Raw genomic sequence first — 16,873 nt, forward strand, 5'->3', positions numbered from 1 at the left:
ATGCCCTCCCCTCGAGGGAGGTCTCCCCACCCCCAGTTCGGAGTGTGGCACCCGGAATTCGCCGACGGAACAGGTCAGCCCGGCTCCGGCCGGTCACTCAGCAGCGGCTGGGCAGGATCCCACCGCGTGCCATCGCGCTCGTCCTGGCGCTTGCGAGCGATCGCGGACACTGCCTCGAGCACCACGCGATTCGCCAGCGCCGCGGTGATGTCGGCGTGATCGTACGGCGGACTCACCTCGACCACGTCCATCCCGACTACGGGCAGTTCGAGGCAGATCCGGCGTACCGCGTCGAGCAACTGACGAGCGGTCAGACCGCCGGGCTCGGGGGTCCCGGTGCCCGGCGCGTGGCCGGGGTCGCAGACGTCGATGTCGACGGACAGGAACACGCCGTCGCACTCGTCGGTGGCGATCACGAACGCCTCGGTCAGGCACTCGTCCAGGCCGCGATGCACGATCTCGGTCATCTCGTAGGAGCGCATCCGCTGCTCGGCCATCCAGTCCAGCGTGTCCGGCGGCGGCCAGTACCCGCGCAACCCGATCTGCAAGAAGCGGTCCCCGCGCAACGCACCGGACTCGATCAGCCGGCGCATCGGCTGGCCGTGGCCCCACAGCGACCCGAACTCGATGTCGCCGGTGTCGGCGTGCGCGTCGAAGTGCAGCATCGACACCCGGCCGTGGCCGAGCACGTTCGCGACACCCTTCGCGTCCGGGAACGCGATCGAGTGGTCGCCGCCGAGGACGACCGGGATCGCCCCGGAGCGGGTCACCGTCTCGACCGCCGCCTCGAGCGCGGGCAGTGCGACCTCGATGTCGCCGGAGTACATCTCCACGTCACCGGCGTCGACGACGTTGAGCTCGACCAGACCGTCGGTGCGCAACGCGAGACTCGGCCGCGACCCGTCGTGGCCCAGGTAGTCCCGCATCCGGATCGCCATCGGCCCGAACCGGGCACCCGGCCGATGCGACGTACCGCCATCGAACGGCGCACCGAGAATCACCACCTGCGCATCCGCGTACGACGCCGGATCGTCCAGATCGCAGGCCGGCACGCCGAGAAACGTGAAGTCCGGCCCGAACTGCTGCCCGTAGCGGGTCATGGTCGGAGTCTGGCAGCCAGCCACCACATGTCAACCGAACGGCGACGTAGTCTGGCGGCCGTGAATCTACTCGTCGTGCAGCCGGACGAACTCTGTCCGCCGGGCCATCTCGCCGACTGGTTGTCACCGTTTCGGGTCTGCCGCGCGTACGGCGGTGATCCCGTGCCGAAGAACGCGGACGGGATCTCCGGATTGATCGTGCTAGGTGGTCTGCCCGGCGTGCATGACGCGGATCGGGTGCCGTGGCTGACTCCGATCCAGAGGCTCCTCGCCGACGCGGTGCGACAGGAGGTGCCGACGCTCGGCATCTGCCTCGGCCACCAGTTGCTCGCCGACGCCTTGGGCGGCAAGGTGATCTCCCGACCGAACGGCCAGAACTCCCGCGTGCTCCGGCCGGTCTGGACCGCCGAAGCCGCCGTGGATCCAGTGCTTGGTGCAGTGCTCGATTCAGGGCTCGGTCCAGGGCTCGATTCAGGGCTCGATTCAGGGCCGGCCCGACCGCCCGCGGTGGCGTGGAACGCCGACACCGTGGCCGTACCGCCACCCGGCGCGATCGAACTGGCCGGAAGCGATGACGGCGACCTGCTGGCGTTCCGGATCGGTCGATCGGCGTGGGGCGTTCAGTGGCACCCGGAGGCGTCGTACGGCATCGTCAAGGGGTGGTACGAGGCGCAGTGCAGGGCCGGCACCGCTCGTCCGGAGATGGAGCGCGGGCTGGCCGAGATCCGCGCGGCCGAGACCGAGATGTACGCCGCATGGCGTCCGCTTGCTCTCGCCTTCGCCGCCCTGGCCACCGGTTCGCGCGAGCCGGCCCGCTGACACCGACGGCTACCTCAGGCAGCGAGACACGACCTCCAGCAGACGATCGTGGGTTGCGGTGTCCGCTGCGACGACCAGGCCTGGGCCGGTGTGCACCGGTTGTCCGCGGAAGTCGGTGACGACGCAGCCGGCCGCCTGGCACAGCTGGATGCCGGCGGTGAAGTGCACGCTGTCGGCCAGCGAGCCGTTGGTGATGTAGCCGGCCCGGCGACCCACAGCCACCCAGGCGAGCGTGAGGGTGGTCGACGACACCCGGAGCCCGAAGGTCGCCAGGAGGGCCGGGTCGGTCAGGATCCGGGCGCCGAGGAGGTCGCTGCCGGGTGGATCGTCGACATCGACGTCGATCAGGAGCGAGGTCGCCGAGGGTGTGGCCGGCGAGTCGGCACCGTCGCGGCGCACCGCGGCGGTCGTCCCGTCGCTCCAGAACACCTCACCGGTGAGCGGCTGCGCGACGGCGGCGACACCCGGTCCCTGGAGGGCGACGTTCACCGAGAACAGTGGTGTCTCGGCGGCGAAGTTGAGGGTGCCGCAGAGCGGATCCACCAACCAGGTCCGGGCCGCCTGACCGTCGGCGCCGTACTCCTCGCCGATCACCGCATCGTCGGGCCGCGCGGTGCGCAGTACGTCGAGGATTGCCCGCTCCGCCTCGAGATCCGCCTCGGTGGCGAAGTCGGTGGGCGACTTGTCGTACCTGGCCAGCGGTACGCCGTACTTGGCGCGGACGACCGCGGCGCCGGCCTCGGCCGCCCGGATCGCCACCTCCGCGTCGGTCTGGGTGCTCATGCCGCCCATCCAACCCGACTGCCTACAACGGGCGCAGGTCGGTGCCGGGGATCCAGGTGATGTGGCCGTCCTTGTCGCAGACCCGGCCGAGCCACTCGCCGTTGTCGCGGATCCAGACGTCGAGCTCGCCGTCCTGCCACTCGGCGCGCTGGACCGGTTGGGCCGGGTCCACGCGCCGTACGGCGTCCGCCGGACGTGGGCCGTGAGCGTCGTACTGGACGTCGAGATCGCTGGCTATCCGCTGGGCCTCCGTCTCGCTGTCGATACCCATCGCACGCCACCCGTTGACCGCACCGTCCCAGACGCCGAATCCGTTCGATCCGTCGTCGGCCGGGCGCACCGTGAACCGACCAAGCATGTTTTCAGATTACCGCCTCTTCGAACACATGTTCTAGTCTTGATCCTGAGAGGAGGTGTGTGGGATGGGCTACAACAATCCGCCGATCAAGTGGTCGGAGCTGGAGCGGAAGCTGTCGGACCGGTCCCGGCCGGGCAGTCACGGCGGGCGGCCGGTGACGGGCGACGGCGGCGACAGCCCGGCGTGGTCGCAGCACCGCGGTCCGTATGTGCCTGACACCGTCCGTCGCCCGGAGCACGCGGTGCCTTACGCGGAGCTTCACGCGCATTCCAACTTCTCCTTCCTGGACGGTGCTTCCCAGCCGGAGGACCTGGTCGAGGCCGCGGTCCGGCAGGGGCTGCACGCGCTGGCGCTGACCGATCACGACGGGTTCTACGGCGCGGCCCGGTTCGCCGAGGCGGCAGCGGCGTACACGTTGCCGACCGTGTTCGGAGCGGAGTTGTCGCTCGAGCTGACCGGCCCGCAGAACGGCGTGGCCGATCCCGAGGGCAGTCACCTGCTGGTGCTGGCGGAGGGACAGGAGGGCTATCACAAGCTGGCCGGCGAGATCACCGAGGCACAACTGGCCGGCGGAGAGAAGGGCAAGCCGGTCTACGACCTGGAGAGGCTGGCCGCGGAGGGGCGTGACCACTGGCTGATCCTGACCGGCTGCCGCAAGGGGCTGGTCCGGCAGGCGCTGGAGCTCGGCGGGCACGCCGACGGTCCGGCCGCCGCGGGGCGTGAGCTGGACCGGCTGACCGGGTTGTTCGGCAAGGACCGGGTGGTGGTCGAGCTGATCGACCACCACCTTCCGGCCGACACGACCCGGAACCGGATCCTGGCCGGGCTGGCGGCCGACCGCGGCCTCCCGGTAGTTGCCACGAACAACGTTCACTACGCCACCCCGGCGCAGCACAAGCTGGCCGCCGCGCTGGCCGCGGTCCGGGCCCGGCGGGACCTGGACACGATGGACGGCTGGCTGCCGCCGAGCGGGATGGCGTTCCTGCGCTCGGGGGAGGAGATGGCGTTCCGGTTCCGCCGGTACGACGGGGCCGTGGCGCGATCGGTGACACTGGCCGACCAGCTCGCCTTCGACCTGGCCCGGGCGAAACCCAAGCTGCCGCTGCGTGACGTACCGGAGGGGGAGACGCCGATGTCGTGGTTGCGGCACCTGACCTTCGACGGCGCCGCCAAGCGGTACGGGACCCGCGGCCAGCGGCCGGACGCCTACGAGCGGCTGGAGCGTGAGCTGGCGGTCATCGAGGAGAAGGAGTTCCCGGGGTACTTCCTGATCGTCGAGGACATCGTCCGGTACGCGCACGACAACGGCATCCTCTGCCAGGGCCGCGGCTCGGCGGCGAACTCGGCGGTCTGCTACGCGCTCGGGATCACCGCGGTGGACAGCATCCTCTACGACCTGCCGTTCGAGCGCTTCCTCGCCACCACCCGGACCGAGGAGCCGGACATCGACGTCGACTTCGACTCCGACCGCCGCGAGGAGGTGATCCAGCACGTCTACCGCAAGTACGGGCGCCGCAACGCCGCCCAGGTGGCGAACGTGATCTCGTACCGGCCGAAGTCCGCCGTCCGGGACATGGCCAAGGCGCTGGGGTACTCGGTCGGTCAGCAGGACGCCTGGTCGAAGCAGGTGGACGGCTGGAGCCCGGAGATCACCTCGACCGAGCACGACATCCCGCCGAAGGTGGTGGCGATGGCCACCGAGCTGCTGAAGTTCCCGCGGCACCTGGGCATCCACTCCGGCGGGATGGTGCTGACCGAGCGGCCGGTGGGGGAGGTGGTGCCGATCGAGCACGCCCGGATGGAGAACCGCACGGTCCTGCAGTGGGACAAGGACGACTGCGCGTGGATGGGGCTGGTGAAGTTCGACCTGCTCGGGCTGGGGATGCTGGCCGCGTTGCAGTACTGCATGGAGCTGGTCCGCGAGCACATCGGGGAGTCGTGGCTGCTGCACACGATCCCCAAGGAGGAGGCGGGTGTCTACGACCAGCTGTGCCGCGCGGACTCGGTGGGCGTGTTCCAGGTCGAGTCACGGGCGCAGATGGCGACGCTGCCGCGGCTGAAGCCGCGCCGGTTCTACGACCTGGTCACCGAGATCGCGCTGATCCGGCCCGGCCCGATCCAGGGTGGCGCGGTCCATCCGTACATCCGCCGCCGGACCGGTGAGGAGCCGATCACCTACCTGCACCCGAAGCTGCGGCCGGTGCTGGAGCGGACCATGGGCGTGCCGCTGTTCCAGGAGCAGTTGATGCAGATGGCGATGGCGGTCGGCGAGATCGACGGCGACGAGGCCGACCTGCTGCGCCGGGCGATGGGGTCCAAGCGCGGTATCGAGAAGATCTCGTCGCTGAAGGACAAGCTGTACGCCGGGATGGCGCGCAACGGGATCAGCGGCGACCTGGCCGACGAGATCTACGACAAGATCGAGGCCTTCGCGAACTTCGGGTTCGCCGAGTCCCACTCGATCAGCTTCGCTCTGCTGGTCTACTCCAGCACGTGGCTGCGGCTGCACTACCCGGCCGCGTTCCTGGCCGCCCTGCTGCGGGCCCAGCCGATGGGTTTCTACTCACCGCAGTCCCTGGTCGCCGACGCCCGCCGCCACGGCGTCGAGGTACGCCGTCCGCACCTGCACCTGTCGGGGGTCGACGCCGGGCTCGAGCAACTGGTCGACGGTCAGGAGCTCACCGGCCCGACGGGATCGGACGACTGCCTGAGGGATCCGCAGCCGCTGGTCGGCCCGTTCGATCCGAAGGCGCCGTCCGACACCACCGCGCACCGCCGCGACGGCGTGTTCTCGGTCCGGCTCGGATTGTCCGAGGTGCGCACGATCGGCGACAAGGGCGCGAAACTGATCGTCGAGGAACGCGAGCGCGGTGGGCCTTTCACGGAGATGGCCGATCTCGTCCGGCGGACCGGGATCACCGCCGCGCAGGTCGAGGCGCTCGCCACGGCCGGGGCGTTCGACTGCTTCGGCCTCGATCGCCGGCAGGCGTTGTGGGAGGCCGGTCGTGCCGCCGAGGAGCGGCCGGGCCAACTCGCCGGGATCACCGCCGCCGGACCGCCGCCGACCCTGCCCGGGATGAGCGACATCGAGGCCGACATGGCGGATCTGTGGTCCACCTCGATCACCACCACCAGTCACCCGATGCAGCGCGTCCGGGAGCGACTCCGTGCCGAGGGCATCCTGTCCGCGGCCCAGCTCCGCGAAGCCCCGAACGGCGCCCGCGTCCGGGTCGCCGGCGTGGTCACCCATCGCCAGCGCCCGGCGACCGCCTCCGGCGTCACCTTCATGAACCTCGAGGACGAGACCGGCATGGCCAACATCGTCATCACCGTGGGCTGCTGGCACCGCCACGCCACCGTCGCCCGCACCGCCGGAGCCCTCATCATCCGAGGCCGAGTAGAACGAGCCGGTGAAGTCACCAACCTCTCCGCCGACCATCTCCAACGCCTCCCCCTAGCCGCCAAAACCCCCTCCCGAGACTTCCGCTGACCCAGCCGGCGGCATGAGTCAGTTGGTTGCCTCAATCAACCAGTCGGCGGAAGGGGCCGAGACGGCCGGGGCCGTTGGCCTGATCAGCCGGCCGGCGGGAGGGAGCCGAGACGGACGCGTATCGAGTCGGCCAGGGACGCACGGCTGGTGTCGGTGCCCCAGTCGCGGCTGATCTCCGGGGAGGCGAGGGCCTGCTGCAGGTCGGTTCGCTCGGCTGCGCCCAGCGAGGAGACCAGCAGGTTGGCGACGGTCAGCGCGTGGTACTGCTCGAACGCGGACCTCGGCGTACGGATCGCCGTCAGGACCGACGCGAAATCGGCCAGACCCAGGTCGCCCTCCATCAGCGCCAACGCCACCACCCGGCAGCCATCGGTGCCCTGGTTGAACAGCTGGGTGATGTCGAGTGCGGTGAAGCGCTCCGTCTGGGTGAGTCGCCGCGCCTGCCGGACGAGATCCTCCATCGCCGAGGTCCGGCGCGGCCCGGACGGCAGCGTCGCGCGCAGCTCCTCGTAGCGGCTGATCAGGTCTGTCGTCCCGGTCCGGGCGGCTGCCGGCGGAGTCTCGGCACCGAGGGAGAGTTGGGTGAAGGTCTTGGCCGCCTCCTTGGCGGCCTGCGCGGTCTGGGTGTCACCGGCCCGATCAGCCCGGCGGGAGAGTTCGAGCATGGCGTCCGCGCTGCTCATCGCCAGTCCGAGCCGCAACCGGGCGTACAACCAGCCGCTCAGGAACCCGATCACGAAGAAATAGATCACGATGCTGCCGGCGAAGGCCGCTGCGCCCTCGCCGCCACCGAGCGCCGGGGCCAGGGACCGGAACAGCGCACCGGCCTCGCGCTTGATGGCGGCGAACTGGGTCAGGCCGACGCCGACGAGAATCTTGGTCAGCCAGTCGGAGATCTGTTCCAGGTTCGTGTTCGCGCCGATCGAGGGGATCGCGATGCCGGCGACCGGCTGCGGCCGGTCGGTGCCCGCGCCGGTGCGGGGTACGCCGAACAGGATGCCGAGCAGCCCTCCGGTGCCGAGCGCCGCCACCGCGATCATCACCGCGGCGGACAGCGTGGTCCAGTTCGTCCCCGGTCCCGCCACCGCGTACACGATGGTCGCGATCAGGCCGCCCACGACGGCGGTGATCTCGACGACGTACATCGCCGAGAATCGCCCGGACAACTGCCACCATCTGCGCGCGTCCGGCTGCTTCTGATCCTCCGACATTTCCCCCACCCCCAGCCTGAGGATGGACGCGCGGACACGCTCTGTAAAGACCTCGGCTACTCTTCGGCGCCTTCCGCCTGGACCGGCGGGCCGGCGGTGATTCGGGTGTGGACTTGGTGCATGCGTTCCGGGGAGTGGTGGGGCATTTCCCAGCGGGTCTCCAGCCACCAGGTGGCTCCTGCGTCGGCCCAGGGCTTGACCAGGGCGGACGCCTCGGTTGGGTTGTCGGCCGGGGTTTCGCCTTCGGCGATGATGTCCAGGTCCGGTGAGCCGCCTTGGGCGGTGAGCCAGGAGCGGACCTGCCGCAGTTCGTCTGGCGAGTCCTGGCCTGATGGGTACTGCGGCAGTACGCCGTCGCAGCGCAGGACGCGGCGCATCGACTTGGGTCTCGGCCAGACGCCGACGACCCAGATCGGGATCCGCTCCTGCACCGGCCGCCCGACCTGCGCGAGGTCGTCGCGGGCGCACTCGTAGTCGTAGTACTCACCGTGATAGGTGGCGCGCCCGGCCCAGAGTTCGCGGATCAGGTCGATGCCCTCGTCCATCATGGCCGCCCGGGTCCGCAGGTCCAGCTCCTCGCCGGTTCGTGGCAGGTCGGTCTCGACGGCACCGACCCCGACCGCCAGGGTCGCGCGGCCCGATGACACCTGGTCCAGCGTGGCGACCTGGCTCGCGACCTTCCACGGCCGTCGCCACGGCAGCGGCGTCAGCATCGTGCCGAGCCGGATCCGGCTCGTCCTGGCCGCGATCGCCGTCAGCAACCCCCAGGCATCGATTCCGTACGCCGCCTCCCAGACGAACACGCCGTCCCAGCCGGCCGCCTCCGCAGCGACCGCCTGCTCGAGCTGCTCGACCGCTGACCCACCCGGAAGAATCAGTCCGTATCTCATCCCCCCTTCCTACTAGCCACCACCGACAGAGCGCGGCCCGTTGTATTACCCGCGGACTCGTGGGCTCCTAGGTAGTGGGGCTGTGATGGAGGGGGTAGCCATGCCGTTGAAGACGTACGGCGTACTGGTCGGCCGGGCGGTCGGCGTACGCCGGGAGGGTGATTCGGACACGCCGCATTACCAGATCCGGCTGGTGGACGACGCCAGGGTGGACTACCGGATCGCGGTGAATGTGAAGTCGAAGGAGTTCCCGTCGGAGTTGCTCTACCGGGTCGACGAGGACTTCCGTCATCCGGTCACCGCACAGTTGACCGGAATGTCCCGGGGCTGGCATCGGCTCGACACGGGTGCGGCCGGGGTGAACCTGGACTACGTACGGCAGACGTTGTTCGATCGCACCCTGTTGCGGCCGTTGCCGGCCGAGGTCGAGGGGCCGGGCAACGATCTGGCCGACCTGCTGGACGATCAGGTGCAGCGGGCGATCCGCGAGCCGGCCGCGGTCGTGTACGCGTTCGGCGAGCGGTGGGGTCCGGAGGACGGCGTACCGGACAAGGTCTTCGGCTTCCGGCCGGGCAACGGCGTGCATGACATCCACATGAACCAGGGCAACGTCGGTGCCTTCCGCAAGGACGACGGGGTGTGGCAGGACGGTGCGATCATCATCGGGCTTCCGGACCAGCAACGCTGGGTCGGCATCTTCCTCGCGTTCCAGAGCCAGTCGTGGCACACCGACGACAAGACCGGTCACGCTCTCGTCGATGCACCGGTCGCGGAGTTCGGCGCCGAGGCGGTCCAGATCGTCGCCGCGTTGATCAACCCGGTCGGCCCCGCACCTGAAGCCGAGACGGTCACCCTGCTGAACGCATCGCCGGACGCGGTCGACCTGACCGGCTGGCATCTCGTCGATCGCGCACTCCACGTCGGCCCGGTCCCGGCGGGTGTGCTGCCACCCGGTGCCTCGCTCCTCGTCCACCTCCCGTCCACTGTCCAGCTGGGCAACAAGGGTGGCGAGATCACCCTGCTGAACAGTGCCGGCCTCAAGGTCCACGGCGTCGCGTACACCGCGGCCCAGGCACAGCGCTCCGGTTGGAGCGTCGTCTTCTGAAAGCAATATGAAAGGGCGGGCGGCTTGGCTGGGCGGCGGCAGGTAACGATGGAGCGCTTGGAGGGGCAGTGATGGACGCGTCGGGGTATTTGCGGTCGGTGGTCGAGCAGACGGGCACGTTCGCGGAGTGGGTGGACGGCGGGGATGCGGCGATGCCGGTGCCGACGTGTCCGAAGTGGACGTTGGCTGATCTTGTCGATCATGTCGGTGCGACGCATCGGATGGTGGCGATGCTGGTGGGTGAGCAGTTGACCGAGCCGAGCAGGGCGTTCGCGGCCTATGCTCGGGCGCCGGCCGATTCGGCCCGGTGGGGTGCGTGGATGGTCGAGGGTGCGGCGGCGGCGCAGCGGGCGGTGGAGTCGGTGGGTGCTGACGCGCCGGTGTGGGATCCATCTGGTGCGGGGGCGGGGGTGCCGTTTTGGTCGCGGCGGTTGTTCGGGGAGGCGTGTGTGCATCGTGCGGATGCGGCGGTGGCGCTGGAGCGGCGGTATGAGTTGGCGCCGGAGCCGGCGGTGGCGGCGTTGGAGGATTGGTTGGACACGTTGACGTCGCGTGGTTATTGGGAGAACCGGTCGGACTTCGCCGAGGGGATGCGCGGTGACGGCCAGACCCTGCACTTCCATGCCACGGATGCGCCTGGGGAGTGGTTGGCTCGCCGGGAGGCCGACCGGGTGGTGCTGGAACACACCCACACCGCGGCCGACGTGACGCTCAGTGGCCCGGCCGCCGACCTCCTGCTCGTGCTGAGCAGGCGCCGCCGGCTCGACGCGACACCCAGCCTGCAACTGGACGGTGATCGTGCCTTGCTCGATCGCTGGATCGACCACATGGACTGGGTCAGCGACTGAGGGACCCCGATTCAGGCTCGGCGTGCGGTGCTCTGTAGGAGCGAGGCGCCCAGCCGTTGACCTGGCCCGTCCCGGCGGCGATTCTCGACACATACTGCCTCCGGGGTGGGGGAGAGATGGGGCAACGCAGTCCATTGGTGACGCTCGCGGCCGCGGCCGTCGGGCTCGTCGCGCTGCTTGTCGTGAACAGCACGCAGACCACGTCCACCGGGCCGGCGTCGTCCGAGGCCGCCGTGACGAGCGCGCCGGTCACCCCGCCCAACACCGGCCGGCCGGCGGCCAGCCCGTCATCGGCCAATCCACAGCCGACCGCCACGAAGCAGGCGGCCCCCACTCCGTCCCAACAGGGCGCCGTCGTGTACGCCGGTCGTACGGCGAACCGTGAGGCGACGCTCGCGATCGCGGTGAAGGGCGGCCGGGCCGCGGCGTACGTCTGCGACGGCCGTCGCGTAGAGGCCTGGCTGACCGGCACACGAACCGGCGACACCCTCGCCCTGCGCTCCCGAGCCGGTGACCGTCTGGCCGGAAGCCTGGGCAGCGGCCAAGTCACCGGCACAGTCACCGGCACAGTCACGGTGCACGGCCGCACGCTGCGCTTCACGATCTCCAAGGCCGACCCACCGGCCGGCCTGTACCGGGCGAAGACCTCCGGCAACACCATCGGCTGGATCGTGCTCGCCGACGGCAGCCAGGTCGGCATCGACAACGACGGCACGCCCGCGCCCGCCCCGCCGCTCGATCCGTCCACCGGTACGTCGACCGTCGGCGGAACCGCGGTCACGGCGACGTCGGTCACCGGCGACGAGACGTTCTGAGGAGAGCCATGTCGACCGCAACGATCGGCGCGACGAGCAGGGTCGCGATCCCGCTGTCGATCGGCGCGGCGGTCGCCGTCGTCCTCGGTCTGTACGCGCGGCTGCACGAGCCGACCGGCGTCGCCGTGAACCTGGCCGGGTTCTCCAGCACGCAGTCGGTCAAGGCGTGGCTGGCATCGCTCGCGCTCGTCCTCGCCTTGGTGCAACTGGTCTCCGCCCTGGCGCTGTTCGGGCATCTCGGATCGCTCGCGGGCCGGAGCTGGATCGGACCGTTGCATCGGTGGTCGGGCCGCGCCGCCGTCGCGGCCACGCTTCCGGTGGTCGCACATTGCCTGTACGCGTTGGGATTCCAGTACGACCAGCCACGCGTGCTGATCCATTCGTTGCTCGGCTGCTTCTTCTACGGCGCGTTCGTCGCCAAGATGCTGACCCTGACCCGGACCGATACGCCCCGCTGGCTGCTGCCGGTGGTGGGCGGGGCTGTCTTCGCCGGCCTGGTCGGGCTGTGGCTGACCTCGTCGCTGTGGTTCTTCACCACGTTCGGCATCATTCGCTGAAGGGACCTGCCCGTGGACGATCCAAGTCGCCGTACCGTCCTGGCCGCGGCCGCATTCGCCGCCGTCACCGGATGCAGCACGTACGGCGAGTCCAACAGCCCTCCCGCGAGTACGCCGCCGGCGGGCGCTGCGCTCGCGAAGACCAGTCAGATCCCGGTGGGTGGCGGAGTCATCTTCGGGGACAGCAAGGTGGTCGTCACGCAGCCGACCGCCGGCACGTTCAAGGCGTTCACGTCGGTGTGCACTCACCAAGGCTGTCAGGTGGCGAGTGTTGCCAACGGCACCATCAACTGCGAATGCCACGGCAGCAAGTTCTCCATCAAGGACGGCTCGGTCGTCCACGACCCGGCCACGCAGCCCCTCGCCGCCCGGCAGATCACCGTCTCGGGTGACTCGATCACGCTGGCCTAGGCCGAGGACTGACTCGTCGACTGCGGTACTTCGTGGTGTGGCCGCGACTGCCACAGCGCCCACTCGGCGCTGACGTCGCCGGCGGTGCGGAGGAGCAGCGGGAGATGGTCTCGGAGCAGTTTCTCCGTCGTGGTTTCCGCCGCGTGCACGGTCACGTTCATCGCGGCGCGGACAGTGCCTGTCCGGTCGCGGACGGGCGCCGCCACCGACCGGACCCCGGGCGCGAGCTCCTCATCGGCCAGCGCCCACCCGCGCGCGCGGATCTCGGTCAGCTCGTCGCGTAGTTGGTCCGCACTGCGCCCGATGTACGCCGGAAGCCCGGCGCGGCTCGGCAGCGCGAGGGTCTCGGCGAGCTCGTCGGGGGAGAGGGCGGCGAGCAGAACCTTGCCCTGCGAGGTCTGGGCCGCCGGGAACCTGGTGCCGATGTCGACCCGCAAGGCGATGATCTTCGGCACCGACACCCGGGCGACGTAGACGATGTCGGAGCCGTCGAGCTGCGCCATCGACGACGACTCGCCGGTCCGTGCCACCAGTTCCTCGAGATGCGGTCGCGCGATGTCCCACAGCCCGAGCGCGCCGACGTACGCCATGCCGAGCGTCAGCACCTTCGGCGTCAGCTGGAAGGAGCCCTCGACCGAGCGGACGAAGCCCAGCTCCTCCAGCGTGAGCAGCAGCCGGCGCGCGGTCGGGCGGGCCAGCCCGGCCGCGGTCGCCACCTCGCTGAGCGACATGGTGCGGTGGTTCGCGTCGAAGCAGGCGAGCACGTCCAGCCCGCGAGCCAGCGACTCGACGAAGTCCGGACCCGCACCGCGTCCTGCCATCAGTTCCTGCCTCCCCGTCGTACGACGTACCGTTTCCGGACGAGAGCCTACGACCCGGCCGCTGTCACTCGCCGGAGCCGGGGTCGCCGAAGATGGTGCCGCGGGCCTCGCGGGTGGACTCCGACTTGTACTCGGTGTACTGGTACGGGTTGTCCAGCACCTCGTCCTTCGGCAGGTCCGGGTTCATCCCCGCCGCCCACGCGTCCTCGCCGAGCGCCGACCGGAGGAAGTCCACGGTCGATTCCACCTCCCGTCGTACGGCGGCCAGGTCGACGCCGACCAACTGGTTCGCGTACTTCACCACCTTGCCGTCGACGATGACCGTGTGGACGTCGCCGCGCTGCGCTTGGAACGCGACCTGGCCGTACGGGTGCACCATCGGGAACGACACCGGAGACGCGTCGTTCTTGATCAGTACGACGTCCGCCTTCTTGCCGGGCTCGAGACTGCCGAGATCGTCGCGGCCGAGGGCCTTCGCGCCGCCGCGGGTGGCCCAGTCGACCACGTGCTCGGCACGCAGATGGCTGTGCGTCACGGTGTCGCCCTTCATGTGGGCTTCGAGGTGCTCACGCGCCCGGTCGGCGCCGAGCGTCGTACGCATCGCGCTGAACAGGTCGCCGCTCCACCAGACGCTGGTGTCCATCGACAGCGAGACGGGGATGCCGTACTTGCGGACCTGCCAGGTGGGTGGGTAGCCCTGGCCGGCGCTCTGCTCGGACTCGGTCGAGACCGAGACCGAACCGCCTGTCGCGGCCATCCGCTGGTACGAGTCCTCGCTCAGGGTCGCGCTGTGCACGTAGATGTTCTGCGGCGTCATGAAGCCGTTCTCGTGCATCAGCCGGATGCCGTCGTCGTTCGTCGCGCCCCAGACGCCCGCGTGCGTGGTGACGCCGACGCCGAGGTCGCGAGCCACCTCGAACGCCGCCCGCTCGGGGAAGGCCGGGTCGCCGGTGACGTCGAAGGCGAGCTGGAGCCCGAGCTCGTCCTCATCCCTGATCCGCTCCAGGAACGCCCGCACGGCCGGGTCCGCGGACCACTGCCACGGCCCCGCCTGGATGTTGCCGTAGGCAAGCACGAAGCGGCCGGGGACGGCGCGCAGAGCGTCCGCGGCGGCCTCGGCGTGATCGACGGACTGCAACCCGTGCGACCAGTCGACGGTCGTGGTGACACCGGCCTCGAGCGACTCCCAGGCCGACGTGAGGTTGCCGGCGTGGATGTCCTCGGGCCGGAACGTCTTGCCGTGCTCGAGGTAGTACCAGACGAAGTACTGCGTCAGCGTCCAGTCGGCGCCGTACGCGCGCATCGCGGTCTGCCACATGTGCCGATGCGTGTCGATCATCCCGGGCATCACGATGCCGCCGGTGGCGTCGATCACCTGCGTGCCCTCGGGGACGTCGACCGACGGCCCGACGGCGGCGATGCGGTCGTCGACGACCAGCACGTCTCCCGCGGTCAGCACCGTGTGGTTGTCGTCCATGGTCAGTACGGTCCCGCCGCGCAGCAGTAGCGGCCGGCCCGCGACCGGCGTCTCGGCAGTGGTCATGATCCCCTCCAGAAAACGGTCGGACAGACGTCCGTATGCCGGTCATCACGGCGATACGGTCACTATCGAAGTGCCTGTCGGCGGTGTCAAGGGTTCGCCGTCCGGTCCTTGACAGTGCCGGTTTGGCGCGCTGAGACTGGGGCGACGAGATCAATGCGGACAAGTGTCCGGAATAGTCGGGGAGGTTGCGTCGTGCCCGCTGGGAAAGGTCCGTTGTCCGGGGTCCTGGTGGCCGACTTCTCCCGCATCCTGGCCGGCCCGTACGCGACCATGCTGCTGGCCGACCTCGGCGCCGAGGTGGTCAAGGTCGAGGCGCCGGGCGGTGACGACACCCGGTCCTGGCAGCCGCCGGTCCGCGACGGGATCTCGACGTACTACCTGGCGGTCAACCGGAACAAGCGGTCGATCGCGCTCGACCTGAAGGACCCCGGCGATGTGGCCGTCGCCCAGGAGCTCGCGCGGCGGGCCGATGTACTGATCGAGAACTTCAAGCCGGGTGGGCTGGCGCGCTTCGGCCTGGACTACGAGTCGGTCGCTGCGGTCAATCCGCGGCTGGTCTACGCGTCGATCAGCGGATTCGGGAGCGGGCCCCGAGGAGCAGCCTTGCCGGGGTACGACCTGATCGTGCAGGCCATCTCCGGGCTGATGAGTCTGACCGGCGATCCGGACGGCGAGCCGTTCCGGGCCGGGATCTCGGTGTTCGACGTGATGGCGGGGATGCATGCGACGATCGGCGTCCTGTCCGCGCTGAACGCGCGGCACGAGACCGGGCGCGGGCAGCACGTCGAGGTCAACCTGCTGTCGTCGGCGCTGTCGGGGCTGGTCAACCAGTCGAGCGCGTACGTCGCGGGCGGCGTCGTACCGCTGCGGATGGGGAACAGCCATCCGAGCCTGTTCCCGTACGAGCCGTTGCCCTGTTCCGACGGCGAGCTGATCATCACGGCCGGGAACAACAACCAGTTCCGCCGCCTGACCGAGGTGCTCGGCGTACCGGAGCTGGCCGACGATCCGCGCTTCGACCGCAACGAGAAGCGGACCGCGAACCGGGAGGAACTGCGGCCGCTGCTGGTGGAGCGGTTGCGGACCAGGACCCGGATGGAATGGTTCGGCGACATCATCGCCGCCGGCGTGCCGTGCGGGCCGATCAACACGATCGACGGTGGTGTGGCGTTCGCCGAGGACATCGGGCTGGACCCGGTGGTGACGATCGACTCGATCCCGTCCGTGCGCAACCCGATCACGTTCTCGGAGACCCCGGCGGAGTACCGGCTGCCGCCGCCGTCGCTGGACGAACACGGAGCCGAGCTGCGGAGGTGGCTGAAGGAATGAGCTTCCCAACGTCCCTGGGTACGTCGACGGCCGACGAGATCCGCCTGCTCGGGCAGGACCTCACGGCCGACCTGATGGGCAAGGTCGGCTTCGGCGAGCTGGCCTTCTGGCTGGTCGCGCTGCGCCGTCCGACGCCGTCGGAAACACGGGTGTTCGAGGCGGTCCTGGTCGCTCTCGCCGACCATGGCTTCACCCCGACGGCGATCGCGGCCCGGCTGACGTACCTGTCGGCGCCGGACTCGCTCCAAGGCGCGCTCGCAGCCGGGCTGCTCGGCGGTGGGTCGCGCTTCCTCGGGGTGACCGAGGACTGCGGGATGTACCTGCACGAAGCGCTGGAGGGCCGGGACCTCCCGACCGACGACGCCGGGTGGGACGGGCTGGCGCTGGAGGTGGTCACCGCGACGCGGGCGGCGGGGAAGTACGTTCCCGGCCTCGGGCATCCGGTGCACAAGGTGCAGGACCCGCGAACGCCGGTGCTGATCGGCATTGCCGAAGATGAAGGCCTCCGCGGACCACACCTACGACTCTTCGAAGCCATCGGGCGCACGCATGAGCAGGTCCTAGGCCGTCGACTGCCGCTGAACGGCGCCGGTGTCTGCGGCGCTGCCCTCGCCGATCTCGGCCTGCCGGTCGAGCTGTTGCGTGGTTTCGCCTTGCTGGCAAGGGCTGCCGGCCTGCTCGGGCAACTCGCCGAGGAACGTCGCCGGCCGATCGGCATGGATGCCTACCTCACCGTGGACCGCAACGCCGTCTACGTCGACCCCAACGACTGACAGTTCCCGGAAGCAGAGGA

Annotated in this window: 16 protein-coding genes; 9 read left to right on the forward strand and 7 right to left on the reverse strand. The window is 70.0% G+C overall.

What is annotated here, in order from left to right:
• Positions 1–74: 74 nt before the first annotated feature.
• Entirely contained in the window at positions 75–1,100 is a 1,026-nt protein-coding gene (gene speB / locus ACGFH6_RS10565; protein ID WP_393382383.1) for an agmatinase, read from the reverse strand.
• Positions 1,101–1,160: 60 nt separating this feature from the next.
• Between speB and ACGFH6_RS10570 the strand changes: the two genes are divergently transcribed.
• On the forward strand, positions 1,161–1,919 hold the full coding sequence (locus ACGFH6_RS10570; RefSeq protein ID WP_393382384.1) for a type 1 glutamine amidotransferase: 759 nt from the start codon (positions 1,161–1,163) through the stop codon (positions 1,917–1,919).
• Between the two features lie 9 nt (positions 1,920–1,928).
• Here the strand turns inward: ACGFH6_RS10570 and ACGFH6_RS10575 are convergent, their stop codons facing one another.
• Positions 1,929–2,702, reverse strand: coding sequence for an inositol monophosphatase family protein (locus tag ACGFH6_RS10575; RefSeq protein WP_393382386.1), 774 nt, complete (start codon positions 2,700–2,702; stop codon positions 1,929–1,931).
• A gap of 22 nt (positions 2,703–2,724) precedes the next feature.
• Positions 2,725–3,060, reverse strand: coding sequence for a hypothetical protein (locus ACGFH6_RS10580; protein WP_393382388.1), 336 nt, complete (start codon positions 3,058–3,060; stop codon positions 2,725–2,727).
• 64 nt (positions 3,061–3,124) lie between these two features.
• On the opposite strand from ACGFH6_RS10580, the gene ACGFH6_RS10585 reads away from it, so the two are divergent.
• A complete protein-coding gene (locus tag ACGFH6_RS10585) occupies positions 3,125–6,550 on the forward strand; it encodes an error-prone DNA polymerase (protein ID WP_393382390.1) in 3,426 nt (1,141 codons plus the stop codon).
• Between the two features lie 83 nt (positions 6,551–6,633).
• Here the strand turns inward: ACGFH6_RS10585 and ACGFH6_RS10590 are convergent, their stop codons facing one another.
• Together ACGFH6_RS10590 and ACGFH6_RS10595 are read right to left on the reverse strand one after the other, a co-directional pair.
• Positions 6,634–7,761, reverse strand: a complete 1,128-nt coding sequence (locus ACGFH6_RS10590) for a hypothetical protein (RefSeq protein ID WP_393382392.1) — start codon at positions 7,759–7,761, stop codon at positions 6,634–6,636.
• A gap of 56 nt (positions 7,762–7,817) precedes the next feature.
• Complete coding sequence (locus ACGFH6_RS10595) at positions 7,818–8,651, reverse strand: LLM class flavin-dependent oxidoreductase (RefSeq protein WP_393382394.1); 834 nt, start codon at positions 8,649–8,651, stop codon at positions 7,818–7,820.
• Between the two features lie 100 nt (positions 8,652–8,751).
• On the opposite strand from ACGFH6_RS10595, the gene ACGFH6_RS10600 reads away from it, so the two are divergent.
• From ACGFH6_RS10600 to ACGFH6_RS10620, 5 genes are all read left to right on the forward strand, one after another.
• Positions 8,752–9,756, forward strand: a complete 1,005-nt coding sequence (locus ACGFH6_RS10600) for a DUF2278 family protein (RefSeq protein WP_393382396.1) — start codon at positions 8,752–8,754, stop codon at positions 9,754–9,756.
• A 71-nt stretch (positions 9,757–9,827) separates the two neighbouring features.
• On the forward strand, positions 9,828–10,604 hold the full coding sequence (locus tag ACGFH6_RS10605; protein ID WP_393382398.1) for a maleylpyruvate isomerase family mycothiol-dependent enzyme: 777 nt from the start codon (positions 9,828–9,830) through the stop codon (positions 10,602–10,604).
• 116 nt (positions 10,605–10,720) lie between these two features.
• Entirely contained in the window at positions 10,721–11,419 is a 699-nt protein-coding gene (locus ACGFH6_RS10610; protein WP_393382400.1) for a hypothetical protein, read from the forward strand.
• 8 nt (positions 11,420–11,427) lie between these two features.
• The gene (locus ACGFH6_RS10615) at positions 11,428–11,976 is read left to right on the forward strand and encodes a DUF6529 family protein (RefSeq protein ID WP_393382402.1); all 549 of its coding nucleotides are present in this window, start codon (positions 11,428–11,430) and stop codon (positions 11,974–11,976) included.
• Between the two features lie 12 nt (positions 11,977–11,988).
• On the forward strand, positions 11,989–12,387 hold the full coding sequence (locus ACGFH6_RS10620; protein ID WP_393382404.1) for a Rieske (2Fe-2S) protein: 399 nt from the start codon (positions 11,989–11,991) through the stop codon (positions 12,385–12,387).
• Here ACGFH6_RS10620 and ACGFH6_RS10625 read toward each other — a convergent pair.
• The gene (locus tag ACGFH6_RS10625; protein WP_393382405.1) at positions 12,384–13,208 is read right to left on the reverse strand and encodes an IclR family transcriptional regulator C-terminal domain-containing protein; all 825 of its coding nucleotides are present in this window, start codon (positions 13,206–13,208) and stop codon (positions 12,384–12,386) included. The two genes, ACGFH6_RS10620 and ACGFH6_RS10625, sit on opposite strands and share 4 nt — an antisense overlap.
• A 64-nt stretch (positions 13,209–13,272) precedes the next feature.
• Positions 13,273–14,751, reverse strand: coding sequence for an amidohydrolase family protein (locus tag ACGFH6_RS10630; RefSeq protein WP_393382406.1), 1,479 nt, complete (start codon positions 14,749–14,751; stop codon positions 13,273–13,275).
• Positions 14,752–14,943: 192 nt separating this feature from the next.
• Between ACGFH6_RS10630 and ACGFH6_RS10635 the strand changes: the two genes are divergently transcribed.
• Positions 14,944–16,080: a CaiB/BaiF CoA-transferase family protein gene (locus ACGFH6_RS10635; RefSeq protein WP_238163955.1), complete on the forward strand. Its 1,137-nt coding sequence runs from the start codon at positions 14,944–14,946 to the stop codon at positions 16,078–16,080.
• Complete coding sequence (locus tag ACGFH6_RS10640) at positions 16,077–16,853, forward strand: citryl-CoA lyase (RefSeq protein ID WP_393382407.1); 777 nt, start codon at positions 16,077–16,079, stop codon at positions 16,851–16,853. The genes ACGFH6_RS10635 and ACGFH6_RS10640 overlap by 4 nt, the downstream gene beginning before the upstream one ends.
• The last annotated feature ends 20 nt before the right edge of the window (positions 16,854–16,873 follow it).

Origin of the sequence: Kribbella sp. NPDC049227, from assembly GCF_043197265.1 — a bacterium.
In the GTDB taxonomy this organism is placed as follows: domain Bacteria; phylum Actinomycetota; class Actinomycetes; order Propionibacteriales; family Kribbellaceae; genus Kribbella.

Bases quoted from the DNA above. Each gene is read 5' to 3' on its own strand.
- speB (WP_393382383.1), bottom strand. From the start codon at position 1,100: ATGACCCGCTACGGGCAGCAGTTCGGGCCGGACTTCACGTTTCTCGGC.
- ACGFH6_RS10575 (WP_393382386.1), bottom strand. From the start codon at position 2,702: ATGAGCACCCAGACCGACGCGGAGGTGGCGATCCGGGCGGCCGAGGCC.
- ACGFH6_RS10580 (WP_393382388.1), bottom strand. From the start codon at position 3,060: ATGCTTGGTCGGTTCACGGTGCGCCCGGCCGACGACGGATCGAACGGA.
- ACGFH6_RS10585 (WP_393382390.1), top strand. From the start codon at position 3,125: ATGGGCTACAACAATCCGCCGATCAAGTGGTCGGAGCTGGAGCGGAAG.
- ACGFH6_RS10590 (WP_393382392.1), bottom strand. From the start codon at position 7,761: ATGTCGGAGGATCAGAAGCAGCCGGACGCGCGCAGATGGTGGCAGTTG.
- ACGFH6_RS10595 (WP_393382394.1), bottom strand. From the start codon at position 8,651: ATGAGATACGGACTGATTCTTCCGGGTGGGTCAGCGGTCGAGCAGCTC.
- ACGFH6_RS10600 (WP_393382396.1), top strand. From the start codon at position 8,752: ATGCCGTTGAAGACGTACGGCGTACTGGTCGGCCGGGCGGTCGGCGTA.
- ACGFH6_RS10605 (WP_393382398.1), top strand. From the start codon at position 9,828: ATGGACGCGTCGGGGTATTTGCGGTCGGTGGTCGAGCAGACGGGCACG.
- ACGFH6_RS10610 (WP_393382400.1), top strand. From the start codon at position 10,721: ATGGGGCAACGCAGTCCATTGGTGACGCTCGCGGCCGCGGCCGTCGGG.
- ACGFH6_RS10615 (WP_393382402.1), top strand. From the start codon at position 11,428: ATGTCGACCGCAACGATCGGCGCGACGAGCAGGGTCGCGATCCCGCTG.
- ACGFH6_RS10625 (WP_393382405.1), bottom strand. From the start codon at position 13,208: ATGGCAGGACGCGGTGCGGGTCCGGACTTCGTCGAGTCGCTGGCTCGC.
- ACGFH6_RS10630 (WP_393382406.1), bottom strand. From the start codon at position 14,751: ATGACCACTGCCGAGACGCCGGTCGCGGGCCGGCCGCTACTGCTGCGC.
- ACGFH6_RS10640 (WP_393382407.1), top strand. From the start codon at position 16,077: ATGAGCTTCCCAACGTCCCTGGGTACGTCGACGGCCGACGAGATCCGC.